At 60.3% G+C, this 25,540-nt stretch carries 27 protein-coding genes; 12 read left to right on the plus strand and 15 right to left on the minus strand.

The features are described 5' to 3' along the window. Positions 1-5 precede the first annotated feature (5 nt). Both B9Z40_RS04600 and pcaF read right to left on the minus strand, forming a co-directional pair. Positions 6-878, minus strand: a complete 873-nt coding sequence (locus B9Z40_RS04600) for an amidohydrolase family protein (protein ID WP_199172526.1) — start codon at positions 876-878, stop codon at positions 6-8. A 28-nt stretch (positions 879-906) separates the two neighbouring features. Beyond that, positions 907-2,109, minus strand: coding sequence for a 3-oxoadipyl-CoA thiolase (gene pcaF, locus B9Z40_RS04605; protein WP_100172098.1), 1,203 nt, complete (start codon positions 2,107-2,109; stop codon positions 907-909). A gap of 310 nt (positions 2,110-2,419) precedes the next feature. Here pcaF and B9Z40_RS04610 point away from each other — a divergent pair, with 310 nt between their 5' ends. After that, positions 2,420-2,854 carry a DUF1841 family protein gene (locus B9Z40_RS04610; RefSeq protein ID WP_199172527.1) on the plus strand — a complete coding sequence of 145 codons (435 nt, stop codon included), beginning with the start codon at positions 2,420-2,422 and terminating at the stop codon, positions 2,852-2,854. A 33-nt stretch (positions 2,855-2,887) separates the two neighbouring features. Here B9Z40_RS04610 and B9Z40_RS04615 read toward each other — a convergent pair whose 3' ends face one another. Next, positions 2,888-4,633: a proline--tRNA ligase gene (locus tag B9Z40_RS04615; protein ID WP_100172099.1), complete on the minus strand. Its 1,746-nt coding sequence runs from the start codon at positions 4,631-4,633 to the stop codon at positions 2,888-2,890. A 99-nt stretch (positions 4,634-4,732) separates the two neighbouring features. Here B9Z40_RS04615 and B9Z40_RS04620 point away from each other — a divergent pair, with 99 nt between their 5' ends. Next, a complete protein-coding gene (locus B9Z40_RS04620) occupies positions 4,733-5,359 on the plus strand; it encodes an RNA pyrophosphohydrolase (RefSeq protein ID WP_100172100.1) in 627 nt (208 codons plus the stop codon). A 36-nt stretch (positions 5,360-5,395) separates the two neighbouring features. On the opposite strand, the gene proB is transcribed toward B9Z40_RS04620, so the two are convergent. The 4 genes from proB to rplU form a co-directional block, all read right to left on the minus strand. Further along, a complete protein-coding gene (gene proB, locus B9Z40_RS04625) occupies positions 5,396-6,532 on the minus strand; it encodes a glutamate 5-kinase (protein ID WP_100172101.1) in 1,137 nt (378 codons plus the stop codon). 57 nt (positions 6,533-6,589) lie between these two features. Continuing rightward, entirely contained in the window at positions 6,590-7,714 is a 1,125-nt protein-coding gene (gene cgtA / locus B9Z40_RS04630; RefSeq protein WP_100172102.1) for an Obg family GTPase CgtA, read from the minus strand. Between the two features lie 103 nt (positions 7,715-7,817). Further along, the gene (gene rpmA, locus B9Z40_RS04635; protein WP_019430604.1) at positions 7,818-8,078 is read right to left on the minus strand and encodes a 50S ribosomal protein L27; all 261 of its coding nucleotides are present in this window, start codon (positions 8,076-8,078) and stop codon (positions 7,818-7,820) included. Positions 8,079-8,090: 12 nt separating this feature from the next. Next, positions 8,091-8,402 (minus strand): 50S ribosomal protein L21, encoded by a 312-nt coding sequence (gene rplU / locus B9Z40_RS04640; RefSeq protein ID WP_019426390.1) that lies wholly within the window; start codon positions 8,400-8,402, stop codon positions 8,091-8,093. Positions 8,403-8,618: 216 nt separating this feature from the next. On the opposite strand from rplU, the gene B9Z40_RS04645 reads away from it, so the two are divergent. Next, entirely contained in the window at positions 8,619-9,602 is a 984-nt protein-coding gene (locus B9Z40_RS04645; RefSeq protein WP_100172103.1) for a polyprenyl synthetase family protein, read from the plus strand. Positions 9,603-9,663: 61 nt separating this feature from the next. Next, positions 9,664-10,065 (plus strand): surface-adhesin E family protein, encoded by a 402-nt coding sequence (locus B9Z40_RS04650; protein ID WP_100172104.1) that lies wholly within the window; start codon positions 9,664-9,666, stop codon positions 10,063-10,065. 23 nt (positions 10,066-10,088) lie between these two features. Here B9Z40_RS04650 and B9Z40_RS04655 read toward each other — a convergent pair whose 3' ends face one another. From B9Z40_RS04655 to B9Z40_RS04680, 6 genes are read right to left on the minus strand one after another with little or no spacing between them, the layout of a single operon-like run. Beyond that, positions 10,089-10,832 (minus strand): 1-acyl-sn-glycerol-3-phosphate acyltransferase, encoded by a 744-nt coding sequence (locus tag B9Z40_RS04655; protein WP_100172105.1) that lies wholly within the window; start codon positions 10,830-10,832, stop codon positions 10,089-10,091. A 27-nt stretch (positions 10,833-10,859) separates the two neighbouring features. Beyond that, positions 10,860-12,155, minus strand: coding sequence for a dihydroorotase (locus tag B9Z40_RS04660; RefSeq protein WP_100172106.1), 1,296 nt, complete (start codon positions 12,153-12,155; stop codon positions 10,860-10,862). A 10-nt stretch (positions 12,156-12,165) separates the two neighbouring features. Further along, the gene (locus tag B9Z40_RS04665; protein WP_100172107.1) at positions 12,166-13,131 is read right to left on the minus strand and encodes an aspartate carbamoyltransferase catalytic subunit; all 966 of its coding nucleotides are present in this window, start codon (positions 13,129-13,131) and stop codon (positions 12,166-12,168) included. Between the two features lie 16 nt (positions 13,132-13,147). Further along, positions 13,148-13,648: a bifunctional pyr operon transcriptional regulator/uracil phosphoribosyltransferase PyrR gene (pyrR, locus tag B9Z40_RS04670; protein ID WP_100172108.1), complete on the minus strand. Its 501-nt coding sequence runs from the start codon at positions 13,646-13,648 to the stop codon at positions 13,148-13,150. Then, positions 13,645-14,061: a Holliday junction resolvase RuvX gene (ruvX, locus tag B9Z40_RS04675; protein WP_100172109.1), complete on the minus strand. Its 417-nt coding sequence runs from the start codon at positions 14,059-14,061 to the stop codon at positions 13,645-13,647. The genes pyrR and ruvX overlap by 4 nt, the downstream gene beginning before the upstream one ends. Beyond that, entirely contained in the window at positions 14,058-14,657 is a 600-nt protein-coding gene (locus B9Z40_RS04680) for a YqgE/AlgH family protein (protein WP_100172110.1), read from the minus strand. Before B9Z40_RS04680 ends, ruvX begins: the two co-directional genes overlap by 4 nt. A 96-nt stretch (positions 14,658-14,753) precedes the next feature. Here B9Z40_RS04680 and B9Z40_RS04685 point away from each other — a divergent pair, with 96 nt between their 5' ends. Continuing rightward, positions 14,754-16,229 carry a deoxyribodipyrimidine photo-lyase gene (locus B9Z40_RS04685; protein WP_100172919.1) on the plus strand — a complete coding sequence of 492 codons (1,476 nt, stop codon included), beginning with the start codon at positions 14,754-14,756 and terminating at the stop codon, positions 16,227-16,229. Here the strand turns inward: B9Z40_RS04685 and B9Z40_RS04690 are convergent, their stop codons facing one another. Further along, on the minus strand, positions 16,230-16,400 hold the full coding sequence (locus B9Z40_RS04690) for a rubredoxin (protein ID WP_019427587.1): 171 nt from the start codon (positions 16,398-16,400) through the stop codon (positions 16,230-16,232). It abuts the gene before it with no gap. 104 nt (positions 16,401-16,504) lie between these two features. Here B9Z40_RS04690 and B9Z40_RS04695 point away from each other — a divergent pair, with 104 nt between their 5' ends. From B9Z40_RS04695 to B9Z40_RS04715, 5 genes are all read left to right on the plus strand, one after another. Continuing rightward, the gene (locus tag B9Z40_RS04695; protein WP_100172920.1) at positions 16,505-17,449 is read left to right on the plus strand and encodes a bifunctional hydroxymethylpyrimidine kinase/phosphomethylpyrimidine kinase; all 945 of its coding nucleotides are present in this window, start codon (positions 16,505-16,507) and stop codon (positions 17,447-17,449) included. Positions 17,450-17,465: 16 nt separating this feature from the next. Next, a complete protein-coding gene (gene hemL, locus B9Z40_RS04700; protein ID WP_100172111.1) occupies positions 17,466-18,761 on the plus strand; it encodes a glutamate-1-semialdehyde 2,1-aminomutase in 1,296 nt (431 codons plus the stop codon). Between the two features lie 8 nt (positions 18,762-18,769). Continuing rightward, positions 18,770-19,234 (plus strand): hypothetical protein, encoded by a 465-nt coding sequence (locus B9Z40_RS04705; RefSeq protein ID WP_100172112.1) that lies wholly within the window; start codon positions 18,770-18,772, stop codon positions 19,232-19,234. Further along, positions 19,231-20,217 (plus strand): tripartite tricarboxylate transporter substrate binding protein, encoded by a 987-nt coding sequence (locus B9Z40_RS04710; RefSeq protein WP_100172113.1) that lies wholly within the window; start codon positions 19,231-19,233, stop codon positions 20,215-20,217. Before B9Z40_RS04705 ends, B9Z40_RS04710 begins: the two co-directional genes overlap by 4 nt. Before the next feature lie 104 nt (positions 20,218-20,321). Next, entirely contained in the window at positions 20,322-20,660 is a 339-nt protein-coding gene (locus B9Z40_RS04715; protein WP_100172114.1) for a DUF6172 family protein, read from the plus strand. Between the two features lie 52 nt (positions 20,661-20,712). Here the strand turns inward: B9Z40_RS04715 and B9Z40_RS04720 are convergent, their stop codons facing one another. Then, positions 20,713-21,627, minus strand: a complete 915-nt coding sequence (locus tag B9Z40_RS04720) for a LysR family transcriptional regulator (protein WP_100172115.1) — start codon at positions 21,625-21,627, stop codon at positions 20,713-20,715. A 162-nt stretch (positions 21,628-21,789) separates the two neighbouring features. Here B9Z40_RS04720 and B9Z40_RS04725 point away from each other — a divergent pair, with 162 nt between their 5' ends. Then, positions 21,790-23,937 (plus strand): indolepyruvate ferredoxin oxidoreductase subunit alpha, encoded by a 2,148-nt coding sequence (locus B9Z40_RS04725; protein ID WP_100172116.1) that lies wholly within the window; start codon positions 21,790-21,792, stop codon positions 23,935-23,937. After that, positions 23,934-25,478 (plus strand): indolepyruvate oxidoreductase subunit beta family protein, encoded by a 1,545-nt coding sequence (locus tag B9Z40_RS04730; protein ID WP_100172117.1) that lies wholly within the window; start codon positions 23,934-23,936, stop codon positions 25,476-25,478. Before B9Z40_RS04725 ends, B9Z40_RS04730 begins: the two co-directional genes overlap by 4 nt. The last annotated feature ends 62 nt before the right edge of the window (positions 25,479-25,540 follow it).

The following is a 25,540-nucleotide window of genomic DNA, read 5'->3' on the forward strand; positions in this document are numbered from 1 at the left end:
CGCGCTCAGACAAACCGGTACAAACGCTGCGGGTTATCCACCAGCAAGGCCTGCCGACCCGATTCATCGGGCACGATTTGCGCAATCGCATCCACAAGCGCTGCATCATCCGGAATATGGGTGTGGTTGGGGTGCGGCCAGTCACTGCCCCAGACACAGCGATCGGCGTGATGGCGCCACAGTTGCTGCGCCAAGAGCACGCCCTTGCTGTAACGCTGTTGGGGCTCGGCGTGGGCATCAATCCGGTCAATGCCACTGAGCTTGACCCAAAAACCTGGTGCATTCAGCAGCCGCATCAGGGCCTGAAAGTCCACATGGTGCTCACCTAAACGGGCATCCACACGCCCCATGTGATCGATCACGACCGGCACTTTGCTTTGCACCAACCAAGGGCTCAGTTCGTGCACCAATTCCGACTCAAAATGCACCTGCAAATGCAAGCCATGGGCCGCCAGTCGTGGGGTCATGGCGATCACATCGCGAACGTCAGCCCCCGCGCCCAAATGGCGCATGAAGTTAAACCGCACACCACGCATGCCGAGCTGCGCCAAGCGCGCCAACTCTGCGTCAGGGACATCCAGCGGTACAAGTGCCACACCCAAATAACGCCCACCACCGGCTGCGATGGCGTCCTCAACCACACGGTTGTCCAAACCATGCACCATGGATTGGACGATGACGCAACGTTCAATGCCAAGCGTGCGATGCAATGCAAACAGGGTGTCTCGCGGTGCAGCGACGGGGGTGATTTGGCGCGAGGGGTTGTAGGGATACAGTTCTGGCGGGCCAAACACATGGACATGGGCATCACATGCACCTGGCGGCAGCCGCAGCCGCGGCGCCACCGGTTGGGCCTGGTAAGTGCGCACGGGCGTTATGGGTTGAGCAAAATATTTTGGGTTTTGATCAAACGCGCTCGATGATCAAGGCAATGCCTTGACCCACGCCAATGCACATGGTGCACAGCGCATAACGACCGGCCGTTTGCTGCAAACGGTTGATGGCCGTGGTGGCCAAGCGGGCACCGGATGCACCCAATGGGTGGCCCAAGGCAATGGCACCACCCCAGGCGTTCACGCGGGCATCGTCGTCTTTCAGGCCCAACATGCGCAGCACGGCCAAGCCTTGCGCAGCAAAGGCTTCGTTCAGCTCGATCACGTCCATGTGGTCAATGGTCAAGCCGGTTTGCGCCAGCACTTTGAGGGTGGCGGGCGCAGGGCCAATGCCCATGACACGCGGGGCCACACCGGCAGTGGCCATGCCCACGATGCGGGCTTTGGGTGTCAGGCCGTTTTTAGCGGCGGTAGCTTCGTCAGCCAACAGCAGCGCACAAGCGCCGTCGTTCACACCCGAAGCATTGCCTGCGGTCACGGTGCCGTCAGGGCGCACCACGCCTTTGAGCTTGGCCAGCGCTTCGAGGCTGGTTTCACGCGGGTGCTCGTCGGTATCCACAATGATCGCGTCACCCTTCTTCTGGGGGATGCTCACACCCACAATCTCACGGGCCAAGTGACCGGCCTTGATGGCGGCCACCGCACGCAGCTGGCTGTTGTAGGCCATCAGGTCTTGCGCTTCGCGTTCGATCTTGTAGTCGGTGGCCACGTTCTCAGCCGTCTCGGGCATCGAGTCCACGCCGTATTGCGCTTTCATCAGTTTGTTGACAAAGCGCCAGCCAATGGTGGTGTCGTAGACCGCGTTGTTGCGGCTGAAGGCCGTTTCGGCCTTGGGCATCACAAACGGAGCTCGGCTCATGCTTTCCACGCCACCAGCAATCATCAAACCCGCTTCACCGGCCTTGATGGCGCGCGCTGCGGTACCAATGGCATCCAGACCCGAGCCGCACAAGCGGTTGATGGTCGCGCCGGGCACGTCGATGGGCAAACCGGCCAGCAAACTGCTCATGTGGGCCACGTTGCGGTTGTCTTCGCCGGCTTGGTTGGCGCAGCCGTAGAGCACGTCGGTCACGGCGGCCCAGTCCACATTGGGGTTGCGGGCCATCAGTGCGCGCAGGGGCACAGCGCCCAGGTCATCGGTGCGCAAGCTGCTCAAGGCACCGCCGTAACGGCCAAAGGGGGTGCGGATCGCGTCGCAAATGTAGGCTTGGTTCATGTTTTGAGTCTCCGGATTAAGGTTGAATGCATTTTATTGCGTACTTTGGTGATTGACGGGATTGATCCCGGCATTAAAACCGTCCGAACAGCGTTTGGCCATGCCCGCGCTCAGAGGCGCTTCGCTTTGCCACATCGCGCGAGCAGAGCCAAACGCTGTTCAGACTGCATCGCGGCAAGATCCGACTGCCATGCCTGCGATCAGGCCTGGGGGGCGGGGCGATGTGGCAAAGCGAAGCGCCTCTGAGCCCCGGCCCCCAGGCCTGATCGCAGGCTACCCCAGGCAGACATGAGGGACAATGGAACACATGCTGATCCAACCTTCACAAGCCGATGTTCGGCGCTTTTTTTGCGGTGTCTATACCAAGGCCAAAACCGCTGCGACGCTTGAACCCATGGAAATGCTCGTCAGCCAGTGGATTGACGAGCACCCCGAGTACCACGCCGAACTGTCCGATGTGGACGCGGCGCTGGCCAACATGCACAAAGCCGATCCGAACAAGGAAAACCCGTTTTTGCACCTGTCCATGCACCTGTCGATCAGCGAACAATGCAGCATCGACCAGCCTCGGGGCATTCGCCAAGCTGTGGAACTGCTCACGCACCGACTCAACTCATTGCACGACGCGCATCACCAGTCCATGGAATGCCTGGGCCGCATGGTTCACGAAAGCCAGCGCGCTGGCCGCATGCCCGATGGCGAGGCGTATATCGCCTGCGTGCAACGTCACGCGACAAAAGACTGAAGTTCAGCACGGCCCCACAGGCCGTGGATTTGATCAAATCGCTGTGCGGCTCTGAATGTGCGACAGGATGTCAGCGACCGACACCTTTGTCGCTTCGGCGTCGCGGCGGTGCTGGTACTCGACCATACCGTCTTTGAGGCCTTTGTCGCCGATGGTGACGCGGTGCGGTACACCGATCAACTCCCAGTCGGCAAACATGGCACCGGGGCGCTCGCCACGGTCGTCCAAGATCACGTCCACACCCTCGGCTAACAAGGCGGCGTAGATACGATCAGCCTCCGCCTTGACGGCTTCGCTGCGGTCCATGCCGATGGGGCAAACCACCACGGTGAAGGGCGCAATCGCGTCGGGCCAGATGATGCCGCGCTCGTCGTGGTTTTGCTCAATAGCGGCAGCAGGCAGGCGCGTGACGCCAATGCCATAACAGCCCATCTCCAAAAACTGGGGCTTGCCGTTCTCGTCCAGGAAAGTGGCGTTCATGGCCTTGGAATATTTGGTGCCCAAATAAAACACATGGCCCACTTCAATGCCGCGCTCGATCGCTAACTCACCTTGGCCGTCAGGCGATTGGTCGCCCGCGACCACGTTGCGGATGTCGGCCACCAGCGCGGGCTCAGGCAGGTCACGGCCCCAGTTCACGCCCGTGATGTGGAAGTCTTCTTCGTTCGCGCCGCAGATCCAGTCTGCCATGACGGCCACATCGCGGTCGGCCACCAAGTGCACGGGCTTCTTCAGGTTCAAGGGGCCAAGGTAACCGGGCTTGCAGCCAAAGTGCTCGTCGATCTCGGCCAGTGTCGCAAAGCGGAAGCCGCCTTCCATGCCAGGCAGTTTGCCGACCTTGACTTCGTTCATGTCGTGGTCGCCGCGCAGCAGCAAGAGCCAGACTTGCGATTTGACGATCTCGCCTTGTTCATTGAGGGTATCAGTGGCCAAAACCAGCGACTTGACGGTGGTGAACAGGGGCACGCTCAGCAAGGCGGCCACGTCTTCACAAGTGCTTTTTCCCGGAGTTGCCGTCTTGGTCAGCGCTTGCGATGCCGGACCGCGTGGCTGGCCGGGGGCCAGGGCCTCTGCCTTTTCCATGTTGGCAGCGTAGCCGCTGGTTGGGCAGTAAACGATGGCGTCTTCGCCCGTGGCAGCGATCACTTGGAACTCTTCGCTCAGGTCGCCACCAATGGCACCGCTGTCGGCAGCCACAGCGCGGTAAGTCAGGCCAAAACGGTCAAAAATCTTACGATAGGCCCCGGCCATCACCTGGTAGCTGGCCTTGGCGCTCGCCATGTCACGGTCAAAGCTGTAGGCGTCTTTCATGATGAATTCGCGGCCGCGCATCAGGCCGAAGCGTGGGCGGCGCTCGTCGCGGAACTTGGTCTGGATTTGGTAGAAGTTTTTGGGCAGCTGTTTGTAGCTGCGAACTTCCTGGCGCACCACATCGGTCACGACTTCTTCGCTGGTGGGCTGGATCACGAAGTCGCGGCCATGTCGGTCCTTGATGCGCAAGAGCTCAGGGCCCATCTTGTCGAACCGGCCAGTCTCTTGCCAAAGTTCAGCAGGCTGCACCACGGGCATGGTCATCTCAATCGCACCGGCGCGGTTCATCTCTTCGCGCACGATGGCTTCGACCTTGCGGATCACACGCAAGCCCATCGGCATGTAGTTGTAGATGCCTGCGCCCAGCTTCTTGATCATGCCGGCGCGTGTCATCAGCTTGTGGCTGGCCACTTCGGCGTCGGCAGGCGCTTCTTTCAGGGTGGAAATGAGGAACTGGGAGGCTTTCATCGCGTCAAACTAACTCTGGCAGGGTATCAGGGAAACATCCAAGAGCCAGCGGCGGTGCGCCGTGCATAATGGACACAATTTAAAAATTTGAGGTTGATTATGCTTGACCGTGAAGGCTTTAGGCCCAACGTCGGCATCATTCTGCTCAACCAGAGAAACCAGGTTTTCTGGGGCAAGCGCATACGCACCCACAGCTGGCAGTTTCCGCAGGGTGGCATTGACCGGGGCGAAAGCCCTGAACAAGCCATGTTCCGTGAACTGCACGAAGAGGTGGGACTCCAGCCGGAGCATGTGCGCATCGTGGCCCGAACCCGTGACTGGTTGCGCTATGAAGTGCCAGACCGCTTTATCCGCAGGGATGCTCGCGGCTTTTACAAGGGCCAGAAACAAATCTGGTTCCTGCTGCAGATGGTCACCCACGACCATCATTTGAACCTGCGCGCCACCGACCACCCCGAATTCGACGCTTGGCGTTGGAACGATTACTGGGTGCCGCTCGATGTCGTGGTCGAGTTCAAACGCGGTGTTTACGAAATGGCACTCACCGAGTTGGCCCGTTTCCTGCCCCGCAATGACCGCCAAAACCGCTATTTGCGCGGAGGCAACCGTGGCCCACGCGAAGGCATGGAGCAAGACAGCGGGCAGAACGGCGGGATGGAGATGCAGGCACCGATGCACATGGAATTGCCGCCTGGCGCCAGCTTCGACCCCAACCCCCAAGGATGAACCAGAAAAAGCCCGCATCTGCGGGCTTTTTTGACTTCAGCGGCTGAGGATCAGGTTGTCTCGGTGCACCATTTCCGGCTCGGCCGTGTAGCCCAACAAGGCCTCGTATTCGTGTGAAGGCTTGCGGCACAGCAAACGGGCCTCGGCGCTGGCGTAGTTGGCCAATCCCCGGGCAATTTCTGCGCCTTGCTCGTCCCGAATGGCGATCACGTCCCCGCGCGAAAAATCGCCCGCCACGCCACTCATGCCGATGGGCAGGAGGCTTTTGCCTTCGGTCAACACTTTGTGGGCCGCACCGGCATCCACCGTGACCGAGCCGCGCAACTGCAGGTGATCGGCCATCCATTGCTTGCGTGCTTGTTGCTTGGCGGTTTGAGCCACCAGCAAGGTGCCCATGTTGTCGCCCTGACACAAACGCAGCAAAGCGTCGGGTTCACGCCCCCAAGCAATCACCGTGGATGCACCCGAGCCGGCTGCCCGTTTAGCCGCCAAAATTTTGGTGATCATGCCGCCCTTACCGATGCTGGATCCTGCCCCACCGGCCATGGTTTCCAGTGCAGGGTCCCCGGCGCGGGCTTCGTGCACAAACGTGGCTGCAGGGTCTTTGCGCGGGTCGGCGGTGTACAGGCCTTTTTGGTCGGTCAAGATCACCAAGATATCGGCTTCGATCAGGTTGGCCACCAAAGCGCCCAAGGTGTCGTTGTCGCCAAACTTGATCTCGTCATTGACCACCGTGTCGTTTTCGTTGATCACGGGCAACACACGGTGTTGCAATAAAGTGAGCAAGGTTGAGCGGGCGTTGAGGTAACGCTCACGGTCAGCCAGATCGGCGTGCGTGAGCAGTACTTGGGCACTGCCCATGCCGTTTTCACGCAGCTTGGTTTCGTACATTTGCGCCAATCCCATCTGGCCCACGGCTGCGGCCGCTTGCAAGGCAGGCACTTCGCTCGGACGCGTGGTCCAGCCTAGGCGTTTCATGCCTTCGGCAATGGCGCCGCTGGACACCATGACCACCTCTTTGCCTTGGGCGCTGAGCAGCGCCATTTGGCGGCACCACTCGCCAATCGCGCCTTCGTCCAAGCCGCGGCCTTCGTTGGTCACCAGGCTGGAGCCCACTTTGACAACGATGCGGCGGGCGTCACGCAACAGGGTGGACATGGCTGAAGAAGTCATCGAAAGTAGGCGTGTAAATGGCGGCAGTAATCCGCAAACTTAGGCTTGATGGCCCGGTTACTCGGTATCCGATGCGAGTGGCTTGAAACGCGGGTCATCGGCATCCGGCTCTTGTGGCTTGTCCTGCTCGGTGAAACGCGGGTCAATCTCCACAATGCCTTGCTCGATGATTTGCTGGGCACGGATGTGCTTGTAAATTTCTTTGATCAGCGGCTCGCAACCCTCGCGGGTCAAGGCAGAGATCTGGAAAACCGGGCCTTTGTAGCGCATGCGCTTGATGAAATCTTTGACACGGGCCTCGCGCTCTTCGGCGGGCACCATGTCCAGTTTGTTGAGCACCAACCAGCGCGGCTTGTTGTACAAACCTGGGTCGTATTTTTTGAGCTCGGCCACGATGGCTTTGGCTTGTTGCACTGGATCAACGTTCTCGTCAAACGGTGCAAAGTCGACCACATGCAGCAGCAAACGGGTGCGCTGCAAGTGGCGCAAAAACAAGTGCCCCAAGCCTGCGCCTTCGGACGCACCTTCGATCAAACCGGGCACATCAGCCACCACAAAACTTTGCTCAGGGCCCACGCGGACCACGCCCAAGTTGGGGTGCAAGGTGGTGAAGGGGTAATCGGCAATCTTGGGACGTGCGTTGGAGACGGCCGCAATGAAAGTGGACTTGCCCGCATTGGGCATGCCCAGCAGGCCGACATCGGCCAGCACTTTCAATTCGAGCTTGAGCTCTTTCTTTTCACCGAGCCAGCCCGGTGTTTTCTGACGCGGCGCACGGTTGATCGCGCTTTTGAAACGCATGTTGCCAAAGCCGCCGTCGCCGCCCTTGGCGATCATGATGGTCTCGCCCGGCACCAGCAGCTCATAAAGCACTTCGCCGGTTTCGGCGTCGGTGATGATGGTGCCCACGGGCATTTTCAGGGTGACATCATCACCCGCTGCGCCGAACATGTCAGAACCCATGCCGTGCTGACCCCGCTTGGCATCGTGCCTGCGCGAGTAGCGGTAATCGACCAAGGTGTTCAGGTTGATGTCGGCAAAAGCGAACACATGCCCGCCACGACCGCCATCACCCCCGTTGGGGCCGCCAAATTCTTTGTACTTTTCATGGCGGAACGAGACGCAGCCGTTCCCGCCGTCACCCGCGGAGATGTCAATATAGGCTTCGTCAACGAACTTCATGAGATTTCCAGTGTAGCTTGGGGCTCGCCGTCAAAATACCAGCGAGCCAAAATGCGAAAAGCCCCGGCTTGCGGGGCTCCTCTTCGCAATGGGCGAGACAGGCTTAAACAGCCGGTGTCACGTTGACCATGTGCTTGCTGAGCTCACCTTTGGTAGAGAACGACACATGGCCGTCCACCAGGGCAAACAAAGTGTGGTCTTTGCCAATGCCGACATTGTTGCCAGCATGGAACTTGGTGCCACGTTGACGAACAATGATCGAGCCTGCGCTGATCAGTTCACCACCGAAAGCCTTGACGCCGAGCATTTTTGGCTTGGAATCACGACCGTTGCGCGTAGAGCCGCCGCCTTTTTTCTGTGCCATGACCTATTCTCCTCAGGCAGAGATCGCGCCGATTTGCAGTTCAGTGAACTGCTGGCGGTGACCCTGACGTTTCTGATAGTGCTTACGACGGCGCATCTTGAAGATGTGCACTTTGTCGTGCTTGCCATGCGCCAAAACTGTGGCTTTGACTGTGGCGCCGGACACCAGGGGCGTGCCGATCTTGAGTTCAGCGCCGGTACCGACGGCCAAAACTTGATCAATCACGATTTCCTGGCCAACGTCCGCAGCAATCTGTTCTACTTTAATTTTTTCGCCAGCGACAACACGATACTGTTTGCCACCGGTTTTTATGACCGCGTACATAAATGACCTCTTTGAATGGAAGTTTCCAAGGGCTAATCCCCAAGGAACCCAAGATTTTAGCACGGCCAAAGCCAATCAGGCAAATGGTCAAAGAGACTGCCCTTCTAAGGGTGTGAATACTCAGGCGGTCCCTATAATGCAATCCCACACAAACCGCGCTTGAAAAAGCGTTCTCGACGCCCCGGTTCAGCCGGGCAACCCAGCCGGATACTCCATTTGTCTGCCTCTGAACACAGCACTGCCGCCGTTCTCGAATTGGTGGCCCCCGATATGGCCGAAGTCGATCGGGTGATCGCCCAACGGCTCGATTCAGGCGTGCCCTTGGTGGGCGAAGTGGCGCAATACATCATTTCCGCTGGCGGCAAGCGGCTGCGGCCTGTCCTTTTGTTGCTGACTTGTGGTGCATTGGGCTACACAGACAGCCAGCGCCACAACTTGGCTGCGGTCGTCGAATTCATCCACACCGCCACTTTGCTGCACGACGATGTGGTGGACGAATCGACCTTGCGTCGCGGTCGCCCGACGGCCAACGAGAGCTTTGGCAACCCGGCCAGCGTGCTGGTGGGCGATTTTTTGTACTCCCGCGCCTTTCAAATGATGGTGGACGCCAACAGCATGCGGGTCATGCAAACCCTGGCCGATGCCACCAATGTGATCGCCGAAGGCGAAGTGCTGCAATTGATGAACATGCACGACGCCTCGCTGGACGAAGAAGGCTATTTGCGCGTCATCCGCTCCAAAACCGCCAAATTGTTTGAAGCCAGCGCCCGCTTGGGAGCCATATTGGCGGGCAGCCCGTCGGCCATCGAAACCGCATGCGCCGATTACGGCCAAGCCCTCGGCACCGCTTTTCAGGTGATCGACGATGTGCTCGATTACGACGGCAATGCCGCTGAAATGGGTAAAAACTTGGGTGACGACTTGCGCGAAGGCAAAGCCACCCTGCCCCTGATCTTGGCCATGCAGCGCGGTAATGAAACACAAAGGCAAATGGTGCGCGAGGCGATCGAAACCGGCAGCGTAGACCGTTTGACCGACATCGTGACCATCGTGCGAGAAACTGGGGCCTTGGAGGCGACACGCGACGCCGCTGCAGCAGAAGCCCAGCGGGCCATTGATGCCGCCATGCAGTTGCCTGACAACCCGCACCGTCAAGCCATGGTGGTCCTGGCCTCTCAGCTGCTCAACCGCAGGACATGATGGTTTTCACCACGTCTGACTCCCTCAGTCTGGCTCAGCGCCCATTTTTTAGAGCCCAACCATGAAAACCATCCCATTCGTCTCTTTGGCAGTGTTGATCGGGGCTTGTCTTGTGGGAACAGGGGCGAATGCCTCTTCCAAGTGGGAGCCCATCATGAACAACCAGGATGGTTTGTTTTTCATCGACACCCAATCCATCACCACGGAAGACGGGCTGAAAAAGGTGTGGAGCGCACTGGACTACAAAAAACCTCAGACCACCAGCAATGGCAAAACCTACATGTCATTGCAGTCTCAAGTCCAAGTCAATTGCAAACGCAAGATGGCCCGTGTTTTGCACATGACCTATTACTCCGAAGCCATGCTGAAGGGGGATACGGTGTACCGCCAAGGGATGTTGCACGAATGGATGGACATCGATCCAAGCTCACCCATTTACAAGATTGCTCGAAAGATTTGCTGAGCCAGACAGCGATTTGACAAACGTCAATCGCGGGCGTCGCGCAACCTGATCACCTCTTCGCGCAGATCATGGGCCCATGTGCGGCGATCGCGCCCATCGGCCTGCTGCAAGGCACCAAAATGAACCACGGCAGTGATGCCAGGTGCTTTGAGTGTGCGCCACATGGAGCCAATCAAGGTGTCATCGCCGATGTAACAAGGCGCAAAGGTGATTTCACCGGTTTGACTGTCCACAAACTTCAGCGACATGGGCTGCACCGGGGCCTGGGCTTGAATCGCTGACTGGATCAAATTGGCGTGAAAAGGCAGCAAGTCGCGCCCGTCGCTGGTGGTCCCTTCTGGGAAAATGGCCACCACATCGCCCTCTTGCATGGCGCTGGCCATGTCTTTGACCATGCGCAGCGCGTCCTTTCGGTTGGTCCGTTCAATGTAGAGCGTGCCCGCACCTGTGGCCAACATGCCCACCAGTGGCCAGCCTCGGATGTCGGATTTGGACACAAAGCGGCAATGGCGCGCTGCGTGGATGACCATGATGTCCAGCCAAGAAATGTGGTTGGCCACCAAAAGCGCTGGGCCGTTGAGCACGGGCTGACCCTCCACCTTCAAATGGATTTGCCAAAGTGCCAAAAATTGGAGCGACCATGCCTGCACGCGCATTTCCCGCTGCTCAGGGCTGAGCCGAGGAAAATGGCTGTAAATGAGCCACATGCCCATGAAGACATGCCAAAGGCCTCGCAGGAATTTCCAGATGGCTTTGAAAGAACTCATGCTGAGCAACACGCTACGACAGAGCAATCACGGGGCTTCGAATGCCACTTGACCGCCCACCACCGTGAGCAACACCCGGCCTGGCAGCTCATAGCCTGAAAAAGGCGTGCTCTTGCCTTGGCTGCGCAAAGACGCTGCCGTCACAGGCCAATGGCCTTCTGTGGACAAAACACACACATCGGCCACGCCGCCCAAGGCCAGATGGCCGACCGAGTCTTGCAAAGGGCCCAAGGCCGTGCCCAACACACGGGCCGGATCGGCCGTGATGCGCGAGAGCACTTGCGGCAACGCCACGCCCGATTCCTGACCCCACTTGAGGGCCAGACTCCACAGCAACTCAAGACCTGTGGCACCGGGCTCGGCTTCGGCAAAAGGCAAGGCCTTGGCGTCGGCGTCTACCGGCGTGTGGTCAGACACGAGTGCGTCCAGCGTACCGTCGGCCAGGCCTGTGCGCAGGGCATCGCGGTCGCGCTGCTGGCGCAACACGGGCGTGAGGCGCGCACGGCTGTCAAAGTAACCCATGTCGGCATCGGTCAGGTGCAGCGAGTTGATGCTCACATCGGCCGTCACAGGCAAGCCCTCGGCCTTGGCTTGGCGCACCAAATCCACACCTTGGGCGCTGCTGATGCGGCACAGGTGCACGCGGGTTCGGGTGCTGCGCACCAACTCAAAAATCGTGTGCAAGGCAATCGTCTCGGCAGCCACCGACACGCCGGACAAACCCATGCGTGTGGCCAGTGGGCCGCTGGCGGCCACACCTTTGCCCAGGTGCAGATCTTGCGGGCGCAACCAGACCGTGAACCCGAAGGTGCTGGCGTATTGCAGGGCGCGTTGCAGCACCTGCGTGCTGGGGATCGGCACCTCGGCCTGAGAAAAACCCACACAACCGGCGGCTGTGAGTTGGCCCATTTCGGTCAACACATCGCCCTTGAGCCCAACCGTGAGTGCACCCAAAGGCAGCACGCGGGCCTGGTGCAGTTTTTCGGCGCGGTAGCGCAGCATCTCGACCAAGCCTGGCTCATCGAGCACCGGGTCCGTGTCGGGCGAGCAGACCAAGCTGGTCACCCCACCGGCCACGGCGGCGGCCATTTCGCTCTCGAGCATGCCGGCGTGTTCTTGCCCAGGTTCGCGCAAACGCGCTGCCAGGTCCACCAGGCCGGGGGCCACGATGCAGCCTTTAGCGTCGATCACGCGGTTGGGCGTGAAGTCGGCAGGCGCTTGGCCCATGGCCACGATACGCCCAGCCGCAATCGCCACATCGGCGGTTTGGTCAAAGCCGCTGGCGGGGTCGATGACGCGGCCATTTTGAATCAGGATCTTCATGTTCTTGTCCTTATGCCTCGTTGCCCGCGACGATGCTCATCACCGCCATGCGCACGGCGATGCCGAAGGTCACCTGCGGCAGGATCACGCTTTGCTGACCGTCGACCACCGCCGAGTCGATTTCAACCCCTCGGTTGATCGGGCCGGGGTGCATGACGATGGCATCGGGCTTGGCCAGTTGCAGCTTCTCGGGCGTGAGGCCAAAGCTCTCGAAGTATTCTTGGCTGGAGGGCAGCAGCGCGCCGCTCATGCGCTCGTTTTGCAGGCGCAGCATGATGACCACATCGCAGCCCTTGATGCCCTCTTCGAGGTTGTTGAAGACGCGCACGCCCATCTGGGCCATGTCGGCGGGCACCAGCGTTTTGGGGCCGACCACACGCACTTCGGCGCAGCCGAGCGTGGTGAGCGCGTGGATGTCCGAGCGGGCCACACGCGAGTGCAGCACATCGCCCACGATGGCCACGGTGAGGTTGGAAAAATCTTTTTTGTAGTGCCGGATGGTGTACATGTCCAGCAGCGCCTGGGTGGGGTGGGCGTGACGCCCATCACCGGCATTGACCACATGCACATGGGGCGCGACGTGTTGCGCGATCAAATAGGGCGCGCCCGACTCGCTGTGGCGCACCACAAAGATGTCGGCGGCCATCGCGCTCAGGTTGGCGATGGTGTCGAGCAGGGATTCGCCCTTGCTGGCCGAAGAGCGCGCAATATCGAGCGTATAAACGTCGGCCGACAGGCGCGTGGCGGCGATGTCGAAGGTGGTGCGGGTGCGGGTGCTGTTCTCAAAGAAAAGGTTGAACACGCTCTTACCGCGCAAAAGCGGCACCTTTTTGACTTCGCGGTCGCTCACGCTGACAAAGCTCGACGCGGTGTCGAGGATGTGCGTGAGAATGTCCTTGGACAAACCTTCGGTGGAGAGCAGGTGAATCAGCTCGCCGTTTTTGTTGAGTTGGGGGTTGTTGCGTTTGTAGAGCATGTTGTTCTCACCTCAGTCAGGCTTTGTTCTCCACGTCAAAACTGAAACGGCCCGCCGCGTCTCGGGCCAGCGCCAGCGATTGCGTCTCGGGCAGAGCCACACGGGCAGCAGCGTAGTCGGCCTGGACGGGCAGCTGACGGCCACCCCGGTCGACCAATACGGCCAGTTGCACACGGGCGGGGCGGCCGTAGTCAAAAATTTCGTTGAGCACTGCACGGATGGTGCGGCCGGTATAGAGAACGTCGTCAAGGATCAGGAGGTCGGCACCATCGACCTCAAAGGGCAAGCTGGTCTGCCCACCCGCCGACAAGCCACGCTGGGCAAAGTCATCGCGGTGCATGACCGAAGACACCTGACCCGATTCACCGGACAGACCCAAGTCGCGCTGCAAGCGCTCGGCCAGCCAGGCGCCCCCCGACGTGATGCCCACCAATCGGGTGTTGGCCTGGCACAAGCTGCGCACGCCGCGCAACAGTTCCTGGTACAGGGCCTCTGCATCCAAAGCCAAAGCACTCATGGCAGGTTCCTTAAAAATTGGTCCAGAATGATCGCAGCTGCTGCCGCATCGGCATCCTTCGCGCCATAAGAATGGGCTTCGGTCGTGGTGTAGCGCTCGTCCACCTCGTACACCGACAGGCCAAAACGGCCGCGCAACTGACGACCGAACTTGCGTGCGCGCAAAGTGTTTTCGTGCTCGCCCCCGTCGGGGTGGAGGGGCACGCCGATCACCAGCGCGTCGGGCTGCCACTCTTTGATTCGTTTGGCGATGTGCTCAAAACGGGCATCGCCCTCGGCCGCAATCGTGCCTTGCGGGGTGGCGCTTTTTATCAAGCGGTTGCCCACGGCTACGCCAGTGCGCTTGAGTCCGTAGTCAAACGCCAAGAAAGTCTGTTGCGAAGCAGGGACGGTGTTGTCTGGCAAAGCGCTCATGCATGCCCCGCTTCTGGCGAGAGCATCCAGCTTTTGAGGCCCAACAGGTCCAACGCGCGGTCATAGCGCTCGGCCATGGGCACATCAAAAATCACATCAGCCGAGGCGGGCACCGTGAGCCAGGTGTTTTCACCCAACTCGGATTCGAGCTGACCTTCGCCCCACGAGGCGTAACCCAAGGTGATCAGCACCCGGCGGGGTCCGGCCCCCGAGGACAAGGCTTCCAGCACATCGCGCGATGTGGTCATCTCCAGCCCACCCGGCACGGTGAGTGTGGAGGCGTAGACCGAGCCCCCTTCTTCTGGAGGTTTGTCCAACTGGATCGGGTCGTGCAGGACAAAACCACGTTCGGTCTGCAATGGGCCGCCGTTTGACACGGCAATGTTCATCAGGTCTTCCCGGCGCAGGGGCAGCTCCACTTTGTCAAACAGCAGGCGCATGCTGATGTCGGCAGGCTTGTTGATGATCAAACCCATGGCACCGCGTTCGCTGTGTTCACACATGTAAATCACACTGCGGGCAAATGTCTCATCTTCCAACCCGGGCATGGCGATCAGGAAATGATGCTTGAGGTCGATAGAGGCACAATCTGTCATACGCTGATTTTAGCGGTCTGGCTTGAGCCGATGACCGACCGCCAGCATCCTCACCACCTTGACGGGGCCACGATGCCCACGGAACCTCGCACTGCCATGGAACCCTCTTTTTCTTGTGGCCTGGTTTGGCTGCGCCGCGACTTGCGGGTGACCGACAATGCCGCCCTCTTTCACGCCTTGAAACACTGCCAGCGGGTGCATGTGGTGTTTGTGTTCGACACCGAGATCCTGGATGCGCTGCCCCGCGCTGACCGGCGGGTCGAGTTCATCCGCGAGTCACTGGTCGAATTGGACACCCGCTTGCGAGCGTTGGCGAATCACCCCCAAGCAGGGCTGATCGTGCGCCACGGCGTGGCCAAAGACAAAATCGTCAAGCTGGCCCAGCACCTGGAAGCCCAGGTGGTTTTTGCCAACCACGACGACGAGCCCCTGGCACTGGCCCGCGACATCCAGGTGCGCGGCCACTTGGCCGACCACGGCATCGTGCTGCACACCTTCAAGGACCATGTGGTGTTTGAGCGCCACGAGGTGCTGACGCAAATGGCCAAGCCCTTCAGCGTCTTCACGCCCTACAAAAACGCTTGGCTGAAAAAGGTCACCCCTGAAGACCTGCAGGCTTTCGAGACAGACCCACTGGCTCAGCGCTTGGCCCCGCGCCCGGCCGACTTGGCCATGCCCGTGCCCAGCTTGCAAGACATGGGCTTTGAACCCACCAACCTGCAAGCTCTGAAGATCCCCACGGGCGAGTCGGGCGCACAGGCCTTGCTGCAAGACTTTTTGACCCGGATTGACCAATACGAAGACACGCGCAACTTCCCGGCGGTCAAGGGGCCCAGTTATTTGAGCGTGCATTTGCGCTTTGGCACGGTGTCGATCCGGCAACTGGCACGCGAGGCACAACCGCGCATGTTGGCCGGCAGTGTGGGGGCCAGTGTGTGGTTGTCAGAACTGATTTGGCGCGATTTTTATGTGCAGGTGCTGCACAACTTCGCGCATGTGGGCCAAGGCAAAAGCTTCAAGCCTGACTACGACGCAATCCATTGGGAGCACGGTCCACACGCGCACAAGCTGTTTGACGCCTGGTGCCAGGCCCGCACCGGTTACCCCTTGGTTGACGCGGCCATGCGCCAGATCAACCAAACCGGCTATATGCACAACCGCCTGCGCATGGTGGTGGCTAGCTTTTTGGTGAAAGATTTGGGCATTGACTGGCGCTGGGGCGAAAAGTACTTCGCCACCCACCTGAACGACTTTGACCTGTCAGCCAACAATGGCGGCTGGCAGTGGGCCAGCTCCAGCGGCTGCGACGCGCAACCTTACTTTCGCATCTTCAACCCCATCAGCCAAAGCGAAAAGTTTGACCCAGAGGGCAAATTCATCCGCCGCTATGTGCCCGAATTGGCAAAGTTGCCTACGGCCGCGTTGCACGCGCCTTGGCTGGCCAAGCCCATGGAATTGCAAGCGGCAGGGGTGGTGATCGGCAAGACCTACCCTGCCCCCATCGTTGACCACGCCCAAGCCCGCGAGAAAACGCTGGCCCGGTATGCGGTGGTCAAGAAAAACGCAGACTGATCAGATGGCGACCATCTCGAAATCTTCTTTGCGGGCTGCGCACTCAGGGCATGTCCAGTTCATGGGCACGTCTTCCCACTTGGTGCCAGGGGCAATGCCGTGTTCGGGGTCGCCCTCGGCTTCGTCGTAAATCCAGCCGCAAATCAGGCACATCCAAGTTTTGTGTTCCATCACAGTATCGCAATCAGAGAGTCGAATAGAATGATTTGATTGTATCGGGCACCGCCGAACGCCCTGCTGAAGACCGACTGAAGCCCTTCTTCAACCTGCCTTTCATGACCGCACAACTCCCCGACAACGCAACCGAAACCGAAGACCTTGATGCCGAAGGGTCTGATGGCTTGGCTTGTGTGTTGTCTTTCAACGCCAATGACCCCAGTGGTGCGGGTGGCCTGACCTGCGATGCCACGGCCATGGCCTCGGTCGGGGCGCACTGCATGCCGGTCTGCACCGGCAGTTATGTGCGCGACACCAGCGGCATCACCGATTTTTACCCCCTCGACGCAGAAGCTGTGCACGACCAAGCCCGTGCCGTGGCCGAGGACGTCCCCGTTCAGGTCATCAAAGTGGGCTTTGTGGGCACCCCAGAAAACCTGGCCACCATCGCCGAGTTGGCCGATGACTACGACGGTGTGCCCGTGGTGGCCTACATGCCCAACTTGTCGTGGTGGGAAGAAGACAAGATTGACGCCTATCTGGATGCTTTTCGCGAACTGATGCTGCCACAAACCAGCGTTTTGGTAGGGCACCACAGCACCTTGCGCCGCTGGCTTTTGCCCGAATGGACAGGCGAGCGCAACCCTGGCCCACGCGACATTGCCAAAGCTGCGGCCGAGCTGGGCGTGCCCTACACCCTGGTGACTGGGCTGCCCTTGCCCGAGCAACACATCGACAACGTCTTGGCTTCGCCAGAGACCGTGCTGGCCCACGAAAAATTCGAGCGCATTGAAGCTGTTTTTGCGGGCGCTGGAGACACCTTGACCGCTGCGCTGTCTGCCCTCTTGGCCACGGGTATGGATTTGCCCGAAGCCAGCAGCGAAGCCCTGCATTACCTCGACCGGTGCCTGGACGAGGGCTTTCGGCCGGGCATGGGCCAAGTCATTCCAGACCGCTTGTTTTGGGCCTTGCCAGAAGACGCGGAAACCGACGATGAAGCGGACCCGGAAACACGCCCGGGACCCGATTATTTTGAAATGCCTTTCAACGAAACCAAACATTGAAGCCGGAGACAAACCCATGACCGACCGCAACCAAGCCCTTTTTGACCGCGCTGCCCAAGTGATCCCCGGTGGCGTCAACTCACCCGTGCGCGCCTTTCGCGCCGTGGGCGGCACACCCCGCTTTGTTCAACGCGCCCAAGGCGCTTACTTCTGGGACGCCAACGGCCAAAAATACATCGACTACATCGGCTCTTGGGGCCCCATGATCCTGGGCCACGGCCACCCCGCCGTGCTCGAGGCTGTGCAGAAAGCAGCGCTGGATGGTTTCTCGTTTGGTGCCCCCACCGAACGCGAGATCGAACTGGCCGAAGAAATCCTCAAACACGTCCCCTCGATGGAAATGGTGCGCTTGGTCAGCTCGGGCACCGAAGCGGGCATGAGCGCCCTGCGCTTGGCTCGCGGCGCCACAGGTCGCAGCAAGTTCATCAAGTTTGAAGGCTGCTACCACGGCCACGCCGATGCGCTGCTGGTCAAGGCAGGTTCTGGTCTGGCCACCTTTGGCAACCCCACCAGCGCAGGCGTGCCGCCCGAAGTGGTTCGCGACACCCTGGTACTGGAGTACAACAACATCGCTGCACTCGAAGAAGCCTTTGCCCTGCACGGCAAGGAACTGGCCTGCGTGATGATCGAGCCGATTGCAGGCAACATGAACTTTGTACGCGCCAGCGTGCCCTTCATGAAACGCTGCCGCGAGCTGTGCAGCGAATACGGCGCGCTGCTGGTGTTTGACGAAGTCATGTCGGGTTTCCGTGTCGCCCTCGGTTCCGCACAAAGCGTTTATGCCCAATTGATCCCCGGCTTCAAACCCGACATGACGGTATTGGGCAAAGTGATTGGCGGCGGAATGCCCCTCGCAGCCTTTGGCGGACCACGGGAAATCATGCGTCAGCTCGCGCCGACCGGCCCGGTCTACCAAGCGGGCACGCTGAGTGGCAACCCGGTGGCCACGGCCTGTGGCCTGACCACCTTGCGCGAGATCGCCAAACCCGGCTTTTTTGAAGCGCTGAGCGCCCGCACCCAAAGCCTGGTCGATGGCCTCAAAGGCGCTGCCGCTCAAGCTGGCGTGCCTTTCAGCGCTGACTGCCAAGGCGGCATGTTTGGTTTCTTCTTGCTGCCCGAGTTGGCGCAAAACTACGCCCAGGTCATGACCAGCGACAGCCCCAAGTTCAACAAGTTGTTCCACGGCCTGCTAGACGGCGGTGTGTACATCGCACCTGCTTTGTACGAGGCCGGTTTTGTCAGCGCTGCGCACACCGAAGCCGACATTGCCGAGACCGTGCGCGTGGCAGGCGACGTGTTCAAAACACTTTGATCCAGCCCATGAAACACTTGGTTTGTGCGCTGTGTGGGGTCATGGCCAGCCTGAGCTCGCCTGCCCGCGCCGACTTCGATGCCAGCCGCCTTTGGGTCAACGCCGGGTTTTACTCGGCGCACTTTGACACCAACAAAGGTTTGCGCAATGCCAACCCAGGGCTGGGCTTTGAATACAAGCTGGATGACGCCTGGAGCGTCACCGCCGGGCGCTTCATCAACAGCGACAGCGCCCATTCCAGCTACGTCGGGGCCTATTACCAGCCCTGGCATTTGGGCCCGGTCAAGCTCGGCGTGGTGGGTGGGGTTTTTAATGGCTACCCCAAGGCGTTCAACGGCGGCTGGTTTCCGGCCGTCATCCCGACCGCCAGCTTAGAAAGCGGCCATTGGGGCCTGAATGTGGCCTTGGTGCCGCCACTCAAAGACCGGCTTTATGGCGCGTTGAGCTTTCAGCTCAAATTCAGACTGCCATGACACAGACACACGGGCTGAGTCGTCGCGCAGGGCTAGCGGCCATCATGGGCAGCGCGGTTTGGCCATCATGGGCGCAAAGCCCTTCCTGGCCCGCCAAGCCCATCAAGCTGATCGTCGCTTACCCGCCTGGCGGTGTGAGCGACATGGTGGCACGCGCCCTGGCCGAGCAACTTAGCACGCGGCTGGGCGTGCCCGTGCTAGTCGACAACCGCGCGGGGGCAGGCGGTTCGCTCGCGGTCAATTTGGTTGCCAAATCCGCGCCCGACGGCCACACCCTGGTGTTCACGGCCTTGTCGCCTCTCACACTCAGCCCCCACTTGGGCAACTTGCCTTACGACGCCACGAAAGACCTCACGCCTGTGGCCAGCGTGATGTACTCGCCTGTTCTGATCGCGGCCACACCGGCCCTGGCCCAAGGCGACTTCAAGGCCCTCTTGGCTCGCGCCAAACAGCAACCCGATGCCTTGCGCTGGGCGACTTCGGGCTCGGGCTCGCTGGGCCACTTGATGCTGGAGAACATCCGCAGCAGCGCGCAGGTGCACATCACCCATGTGCCCTACAAAGGCGGCGGTCAACAAATCACCGATGCCCTCAGTGGGCAGTTTGAAGTGCTCTCGACCAACGCCTCGGGCGTGGTGCTGCAGCACATCAAAGAAGGCCGTTTGCGCGCCCTGGCCGTGGGCGCTGCAGCCAGGCTGGACGCGTTGCCTGGCGTGCCCACGCTGGCGGAGCTGGGTTTGGCTTCGGCCAACTTCAGCTCGCGTTTTGGCATTTTTGCCCCGGCGGGCGTGCCCAGCGCCATCGTTGAAAAACTCAATGGGCAGATCAACGCGGTGCTGGCCCTGCCCGCCTTGCGCGAGCGATTGCTGGCGGCCGAATGCGTGGCAGCTCCCGCCTCAATGGCTGACTTCGCCAAAGCCGTGAGCAGCGAATACAAGCACATGGGCAGCATCGTGCGCGATGCCAAAATACAGGCAGATTGACACCTTGAGGCCATGATGCCTTTCAGGCCACGCCCCCAAACCAGCGATAATCCGCCCTTGCATTCACGTCCGGACCGGGCGCTTGCCTCTCTCCTGGACAAACCATGAAAAAGAATTTTCCCCTGCAAGCCGAAGGCAAGCACCCCGACCGTGTGCTTGAAGCTGTTAAACACGAGATCCGCAAATACTTCAAGCGCGAGCGCAACCGCGACGTGCCCAAGGGCGTGGACTTTTGGGACTTTGACTGCAAAGTGGGCCTGACCGCCGATACCGCCGAAGTGGTGCGCGTGAGCGGTGTGATCGAAGCGGTGGACGCTGCTGCTAAAACCGGGGCCACCGCCGTGTACGTGGAGATTTTGAGCAAGCACGGTGTGCGCGTGCTGCGCAACCATTTGGACGAGGGCGGTCCAGACATGGGCGACGACCTGTCTGAACCTCACTGAAGCCTAGACCACCCACCCCGCCAGCTAGCCATGGCTGGCCGCCGTTTGAACCTCAAGCCCTGCTGAACAGCCGCTTGACCGCCCCCCTCATCCATTGCTGATCGGCCTCTTGGTCGGTGCTGGCGTGCCAGACCAGATTCACCTCATAGACAGGCGCATCTTCAATCGTCCACATTTGCAGCTGCAAGCGCTGGCTGAGGTCGCGGGCGTACATCTCGGGCACGATGCACAGCAAATCGGTGCTCTGCGCCAGCACGGCAATGGCCCCAAAGTGCCTGGGCCTGACCAGAATGCGGTCTTGCAGTTTCATGGCTGTTAGCATTTTTTCAACGCTACCGTGAAACGTGGCCGTGGGCGACACCACGACAAACCGGGCTTGCGCCAACTGCGCCAGGCTCAGCGTATTGCCCCGTCCACGGGGTGTGGGTGACCAATCTTGCGATGAAATGGCCATGTAACGTTCCTTGAACAGCAACTGGGAGCGAATGCCCCGGTGCTGTGGCTTCAAGATGCCAATCGCAATGTCGATGTCACGCGCCTCCAACGCCGAGGCCACCTGGGCGGCATCCACTGAAATATTGGACAAAGAAGCCTGAGGCGATTCACTGCGCAAGGCGGCCGCCAGACCCGGCAAAAACAGGATTTCGCCCAAATCAGACAAAGACAGTCGCCAATGGCGCTGGCTACTCAAAGCTTCAAACGGCTGGTGGTTGAGCACCAGACTTTCCATTGCAAGCAACTGAGACTGCATGGCGGGTGCAAGCTGCTCACACAAGCGGGTGGGCTGCAGCCCGACGGGTGAGCGCACAAACAAGTCATCGCCAAAAAATTCACGCAGACGCGCCAGCGCATTGCTGGTGGCGGGCTGCGACAAGGCCAGCGCCTTGCCTGCGGCCGTGACAGATCGGGTGCGGTGGATGGCCACCAACACGCGTAAAAGGTTCAAGTCGAGTTGTCGGAAATTCATGTTTTGCCCATGGTTCACATGAATAAGGGTTGTTACCAATTATTCACAACGTCAATGTAGCGCATTGGAAGAATCCATTTGCAGCAAGGCCTCGGCTGGCCTAAATTGGCTTCATTAAATTTGGCAACACCACGGGGCATGCCCCCATGAAAGGTTTTGGGCATGGCTGAACGCTCGTTTGTGCAAGAGGTCCAGAAACTTCGCTTGGGCGATGGCGACGAGTTCCACGGCGAAGGCATTCTGGCCGTCACCAAAGCCTTGCTGCAGTCGGGCGTATCGTATGTGGCGGGCTACCAAGGTGCGCCGATCTCACACCTGATGGACGTGCTGACCGACGCCAACGACATCCTGCAAGAGTTGGGGGTGCATTTCGAGCACAGCGCCTCAGAGGCCACGGCAGCCGCCACCTTGGCCGCCTCGGTCAACTACCCCCTGCGCGGCGCGGTCACTTTCAAATCCACGGTGGGCACCAATGTGGCGTCTGACGCGCTGGCTAACTTGGCGTCGGGCGGGGTCACGGGCGGCGCCATGTTGATCGTGGGCGAGGACTATGGCGAAGGCTCGAGCATCATGCAAGAGCGCTCACACGCTTTTGCCATGAAGTCGCAGGTCTGGCTGATCGACCCGCGCCCCAACCTGCCCAGCATCGTGCATGCAGTGGAAAAAGGTTTTGAGCTGTCCGAGGCCAGCAACACGCCGGTGATGCTGGAGTTGCGCATCCGTGCCTGCCATGTGCATGGCCGCTTTCCCACACGCGACAACGTGCGGCCCAGCTTCACGCTCAAAGACGCCATCGAAAACCCCAAGCGCGATGTCAACCGCATCGTGCTGCCGCCCGCCAGTTACCTGCACGAGCAAGAAAAAACCCACACGCGCTGGCCCGCTGCAGTCAAGTTCATTCAGGAACACCAGCTCAACGAATTCTTTTCTGAAGACGCGCAAGACTTTGGCATCGTCATGCAAGGCGGCCTGTACAACGGCGTGGTGCGTGCACTGCAGTTGCTGGGCCTGGCCGATGACTTCGGGAAGACCGATGTTCCGTTGTATGTGCTGAACATCACCTACCCCCTGGTCGACGATGAATTCAAACGCTTTTGCACAGGCAAGCGCGGCTTGCTGGTGGTGGAAGAAGGCCAGCCCGACTTCATTGAGCAAAACATCCACAGCATCTTGCACAAAGCGGGTTTGAACACCCAAATCCACGGCAAAGACGTACTGCCCATGGGCGGCGAATACACCGGCGGGGTGTTGCTGAAAGGCATCCGGGCGTTCATCGCGCAATACGCGGCGCACCTGCTGCCAGCAACGGTGCCCGCCGTGCATGCGAGCAACCAACTGGCGATCAGCGAAGCAGTGGCCCAGGTGCACCCTCGCCCACCCTCGTTTTGTACCGGTTGCCCCGAACGGCCCATCTTCACGGCCATCAAAATGATCGAGAAAGAGCTGGGCCAACACCATGTGAGTTGTGACATCGGCTGCCACTTGTTTTCGATCCTGCCGCCCTTCAACATTGGTGCCACCACCATGGGCTATGGCCTGGGCTGGGCGGGCGCTTCGGCCTTTAACACCAGCGAGACCAGCAAACGCACCGTATCGATCATGGGCGACGGTGGTTTCTGGCACAACGGCCTGACCAGCGGCGTGGGCAATGCGGTGTTCAACCAGTCCGACAACTTGCTGCTGGTGGTGGACAACGGTTACTCGGCCGCCACGGGCGGGCAGGACGTGCTGTCGTCCAAGGCCATCAACCCGATCCGCAACACCAACAACCCGATTGAAAAAGCCGTGCGCGGCGTGGGCGTGGAATGGGTCAAGACGGTCACCAACACCTACAGCCTGGACCAAATGCGCCAGGCCTTGCGTGACGCCCTGACCACGAAACAACAAGGCCCCAAGGTCATCGTGGCGCAAAGTGAATGCATGCTCAACCGCCAGCGCCGCGTCAAACCACTGATTCGCCAGCGCATCCAAAAAGGTGAGCGCGTGGTGCGCGAGCGCTTTGGCATCGACCCCGACACCTGCACCGGCGACCACTCCTGCATTCGCTTGTCGGGCTGCCCCTCGCTCAGCATCAAACCCAACCCCGACCCGCTGCGCCAGGACCCGGTAGCGGCCGTGGCCGACAGCTGTGTGGGCTGCGGTTTGTGCGGCGAGGTCGCGCACGCTGCGAAGCTTTGCCCGTCGTTTTACCGGGCTGAGATCATCAACAACCCGAACGCTTGGGACCGCTTCAAACAAGGCCTGCGCGAACGTGTGATTGGCTGGCTGCAAAACCGCATTGAACGTCGCCTGGAGGGCATTGCCGCATGACCGACAACGCCCCAACCCCAAGCATCATCAGCCTGGCCATTTTGGCCATGGGCGGCGAAGGCGGCGGCGTGCTGGCGGACTGGCTGGTCGACCTGGCTGAACAGAACGGCCACTGGGCCCAGACCACCTCGGTGCCTGGCGTGGCGCAGCGCACCGGCGCCACCATCTATTACATCGAGATGTACCCGCAATCGGCATCGCCTTCAGGGCAAATGCCCGTGATGGCGCTGAGCCCGTTTCCGGGTGAAGTCGACATCGTGCTGGCGTCAGAATTGATGGAGGCTGGTCGCGCCCTGCAACGCGGGCTGGTGGACCCCCACAAAACCACCTTCATCGCGTCCTCTCACCGCGTCTATTCCATGACCGAGCGCACCGCCATGGGCGATGGGCGTGTAGACGAAGCCAAACTGTTGATGGGGGCGCAAGCCGCCGCACGGCAATTCATCAGCGCCGACTTTGCCCAACTGGCCGAACAAACCGGCAGCTTGATTGCGCCCGCTTTGTATGGCGCGCTGGCGGCAAGCCAGCGCCTTCCGTTTTCAAGGGCGCAATTCGAAGCCACCATTGAGCGCAGTGGCGTGGGCGTCAAAACCAGCCTGAAGGCTTTTGCCGCTGGCTTTGATGCGGCCATGCAGGTGCTGCAGCCGGGCACGTACAGCGTGGCCGATGCCACCCCTGTGGCTTTGCCTTTGCACCGCCAAGTCGGCCCCAAGTTGCAGGACCTGGCGCAAAGTCTGGAAGGCGCGTTCGCCCCCGCGTCGCACGAGGTCATCGCCTCGGGTTTGACGCGTCTGGCCGATTACCAGGATGTGGCTTACGCCGCCCTGTATGCGAGGCGTTTGCAGGACATGGCACAAGCCTTGGTGTCGGCTTCGCTGGCAGCGGCTTTGGCCGACGAGATCCTGCGCGAAGGCGCTCGGCACTTGGCCCTGTGGATGTCTTACGAGGACACGGTGCGTGTGGCCGATTTAAAAACCCGCCGCTCACGTTTTGCACGCGTCAGCCAGGAAGTGAGCCTGAGCGAGAAACAGTTGATCGACATCCACGAGTTCATGCACCCGCGCTTGGAAGAAATTGCCGACACCCTGCCTGCGGGCTTGGGCCGCTGGTTGCTAGGCTCCAAGACTGCCCGCGCCGTGGTCGGCCGTTTCACACAAAAAGGCCGCGTGGTGCAAACCAGCTCCCTGCGCGGATTTTTGCTGCTGTACGGTGTGGCCAGCCTGCGCCGGATTCGTCCGGTGTCCTTGCGCTACCAAATAGAGCAACAACGCATCGAAGCCTGGTGGGCGAACGCCATGAACCTGTTGCCTGGACACGCGGACCTGGCCTTGGAGGTGCTGCGCGGCCAGCAACTGGTCAAAGGTTATGGCGACACCCATGCTCGAGGCTGGCGGCATTTTGAAAAACTCATGACCACTTTGCCTCGCCTGCAGCAACTGCCAGATGCGGCCAATCGGCTGAGCGCTTTGCTTAAAGCAGCCTTGGCCGACGACAGTGGCAAGGCGCTTGATCAGGCCGTGCAGCAACTGGCACCTGGGTGACGCCCACACAGTGGCATATACGACTACCCTTCAAATTCCCCACAGACCCGCAACCCAAAAGG

The organism is Limnohabitans sp. 15K (assembly GCF_002778285.1).
In the GTDB taxonomy this organism is placed as follows: Bacteria; Pseudomonadota; Gammaproteobacteria; order Burkholderiales; family Burkholderiaceae_C; genus Limnohabitans_A.

Bases quoted from the DNA above. Each gene is read 5' to 3' on its own strand.
- B9Z40_RS04680 (WP_100172110.1), bottom strand. From the start codon at position 14,657: ATGACAGATTGTGCCTCTATCGACCTCAAGCATCATTTCCTGATCGCC.
- B9Z40_RS04615 (WP_100172099.1), bottom strand. From the start codon at position 4,633: ATGAAAGCCTCCCAGTTCCTCATTTCCACCCTGAAAGAAGCGCCTGCC.
- B9Z40_RS04725 (WP_100172116.1), top strand. From the start codon at position 21,790: ATGGCTGAACGCTCGTTTGTGCAAGAGGTCCAGAAACTTCGCTTGGGC.
- B9Z40_RS04705 (WP_100172112.1), top strand. From the start codon at position 18,770: ATGAAACACTTGGTTTGTGCGCTGTGTGGGGTCATGGCCAGCCTGAGC.
- B9Z40_RS04690 (WP_019427587.1), bottom strand. From the start codon at position 16,400: ATGGAACACAAAACTTGGATGTGCCTGATTTGCGGCTGGATTTACGAC.
- B9Z40_RS04720 (WP_100172115.1), bottom strand. From the start codon at position 21,627: ATGAATTTCCGACAACTCGACTTGAACCTTTTACGCGTGTTGGTGGCC.
- pyrR (WP_100172108.1), bottom strand. From the start codon at position 13,648: ATGAGTGCTTTGGCTTTGGATGCAGAGGCCCTGTACCAGGAACTGTTG.
- hemL (WP_100172111.1), top strand. From the start codon at position 17,466: ATGACCGACCGCAACCAAGCCCTTTTTGACCGCGCTGCCCAAGTGATC.
- rplU (WP_019426390.1), bottom strand. From the start codon at position 8,402: ATGTACGCGGTCATAAAAACCGGTGGCAAACAGTATCGTGTTGTCGCT.
- ruvX (WP_100172109.1), bottom strand. From the start codon at position 14,061: ATGAGCGCTTTGCCAGACAACACCGTCCCTGCTTCGCAACAGACTTTC.
- B9Z40_RS04660 (WP_100172106.1), bottom strand. From the start codon at position 12,155: ATGAAGATCCTGATTCAAAATGGCCGCGTCATCGACCCCGCCAGCGGC.
- pcaF (WP_100172098.1), bottom strand. From the start codon at position 2,109: ATGAACCAAGCCTACATTTGCGACGCGATCCGCACCCCCTTTGGCCGT.
- B9Z40_RS04710 (WP_100172113.1), top strand. From the start codon at position 19,231: ATGACACAGACACACGGGCTGAGTCGTCGCGCAGGGCTAGCGGCCATC.
- rpmA (WP_019430604.1), bottom strand. From the start codon at position 8,078: ATGGCACAGAAAAAAGGCGGCGGCTCTACGCGCAACGGTCGTGATTCC.
- B9Z40_RS04620 (WP_100172100.1), top strand. From the start codon at position 4,733: ATGCTTGACCGTGAAGGCTTTAGGCCCAACGTCGGCATCATTCTGCTC.
- B9Z40_RS04655 (WP_100172105.1), bottom strand. From the start codon at position 10,832: ATGAGTTCTTTCAAAGCCATCTGGAAATTCCTGCGAGGCCTTTGGCAT.
- B9Z40_RS04650 (WP_100172104.1), top strand. From the start codon at position 9,664: ATGAAAACCATCCCATTCGTCTCTTTGGCAGTGTTGATCGGGGCTTGT.
- B9Z40_RS04730 (WP_100172117.1), top strand. From the start codon at position 23,934: ATGACCGACAACGCCCCAACCCCAAGCATCATCAGCCTGGCCATTTTG.
- proB (WP_100172101.1), bottom strand. From the start codon at position 6,532: ATGACTTCTTCAGCCATGTCCACCCTGTTGCGTGACGCCCGCCGCATC.
- B9Z40_RS04665 (WP_100172107.1), bottom strand. From the start codon at position 13,131: ATGCTCTACAAACGCAACAACCCCCAACTCAACAAAAACGGCGAGCTG.
- B9Z40_RS04695 (WP_100172920.1), top strand. From the start codon at position 16,505: ATGACCGCACAACTCCCCGACAACGCAACCGAAACCGAAGACCTTGAT.
- B9Z40_RS04715 (WP_100172114.1), top strand. From the start codon at position 20,322: ATGAAAAAGAATTTTCCCCTGCAAGCCGAAGGCAAGCACCCCGACCGT.
- B9Z40_RS04685 (WP_100172919.1), top strand. From the start codon at position 14,754: ATGGAACCCTCTTTTTCTTGTGGCCTGGTTTGGCTGCGCCGCGACTTG.
- cgtA (WP_100172102.1), bottom strand. From the start codon at position 7,714: ATGAAGTTCGTTGACGAAGCCTATATTGACATCTCCGCGGGTGACGGC.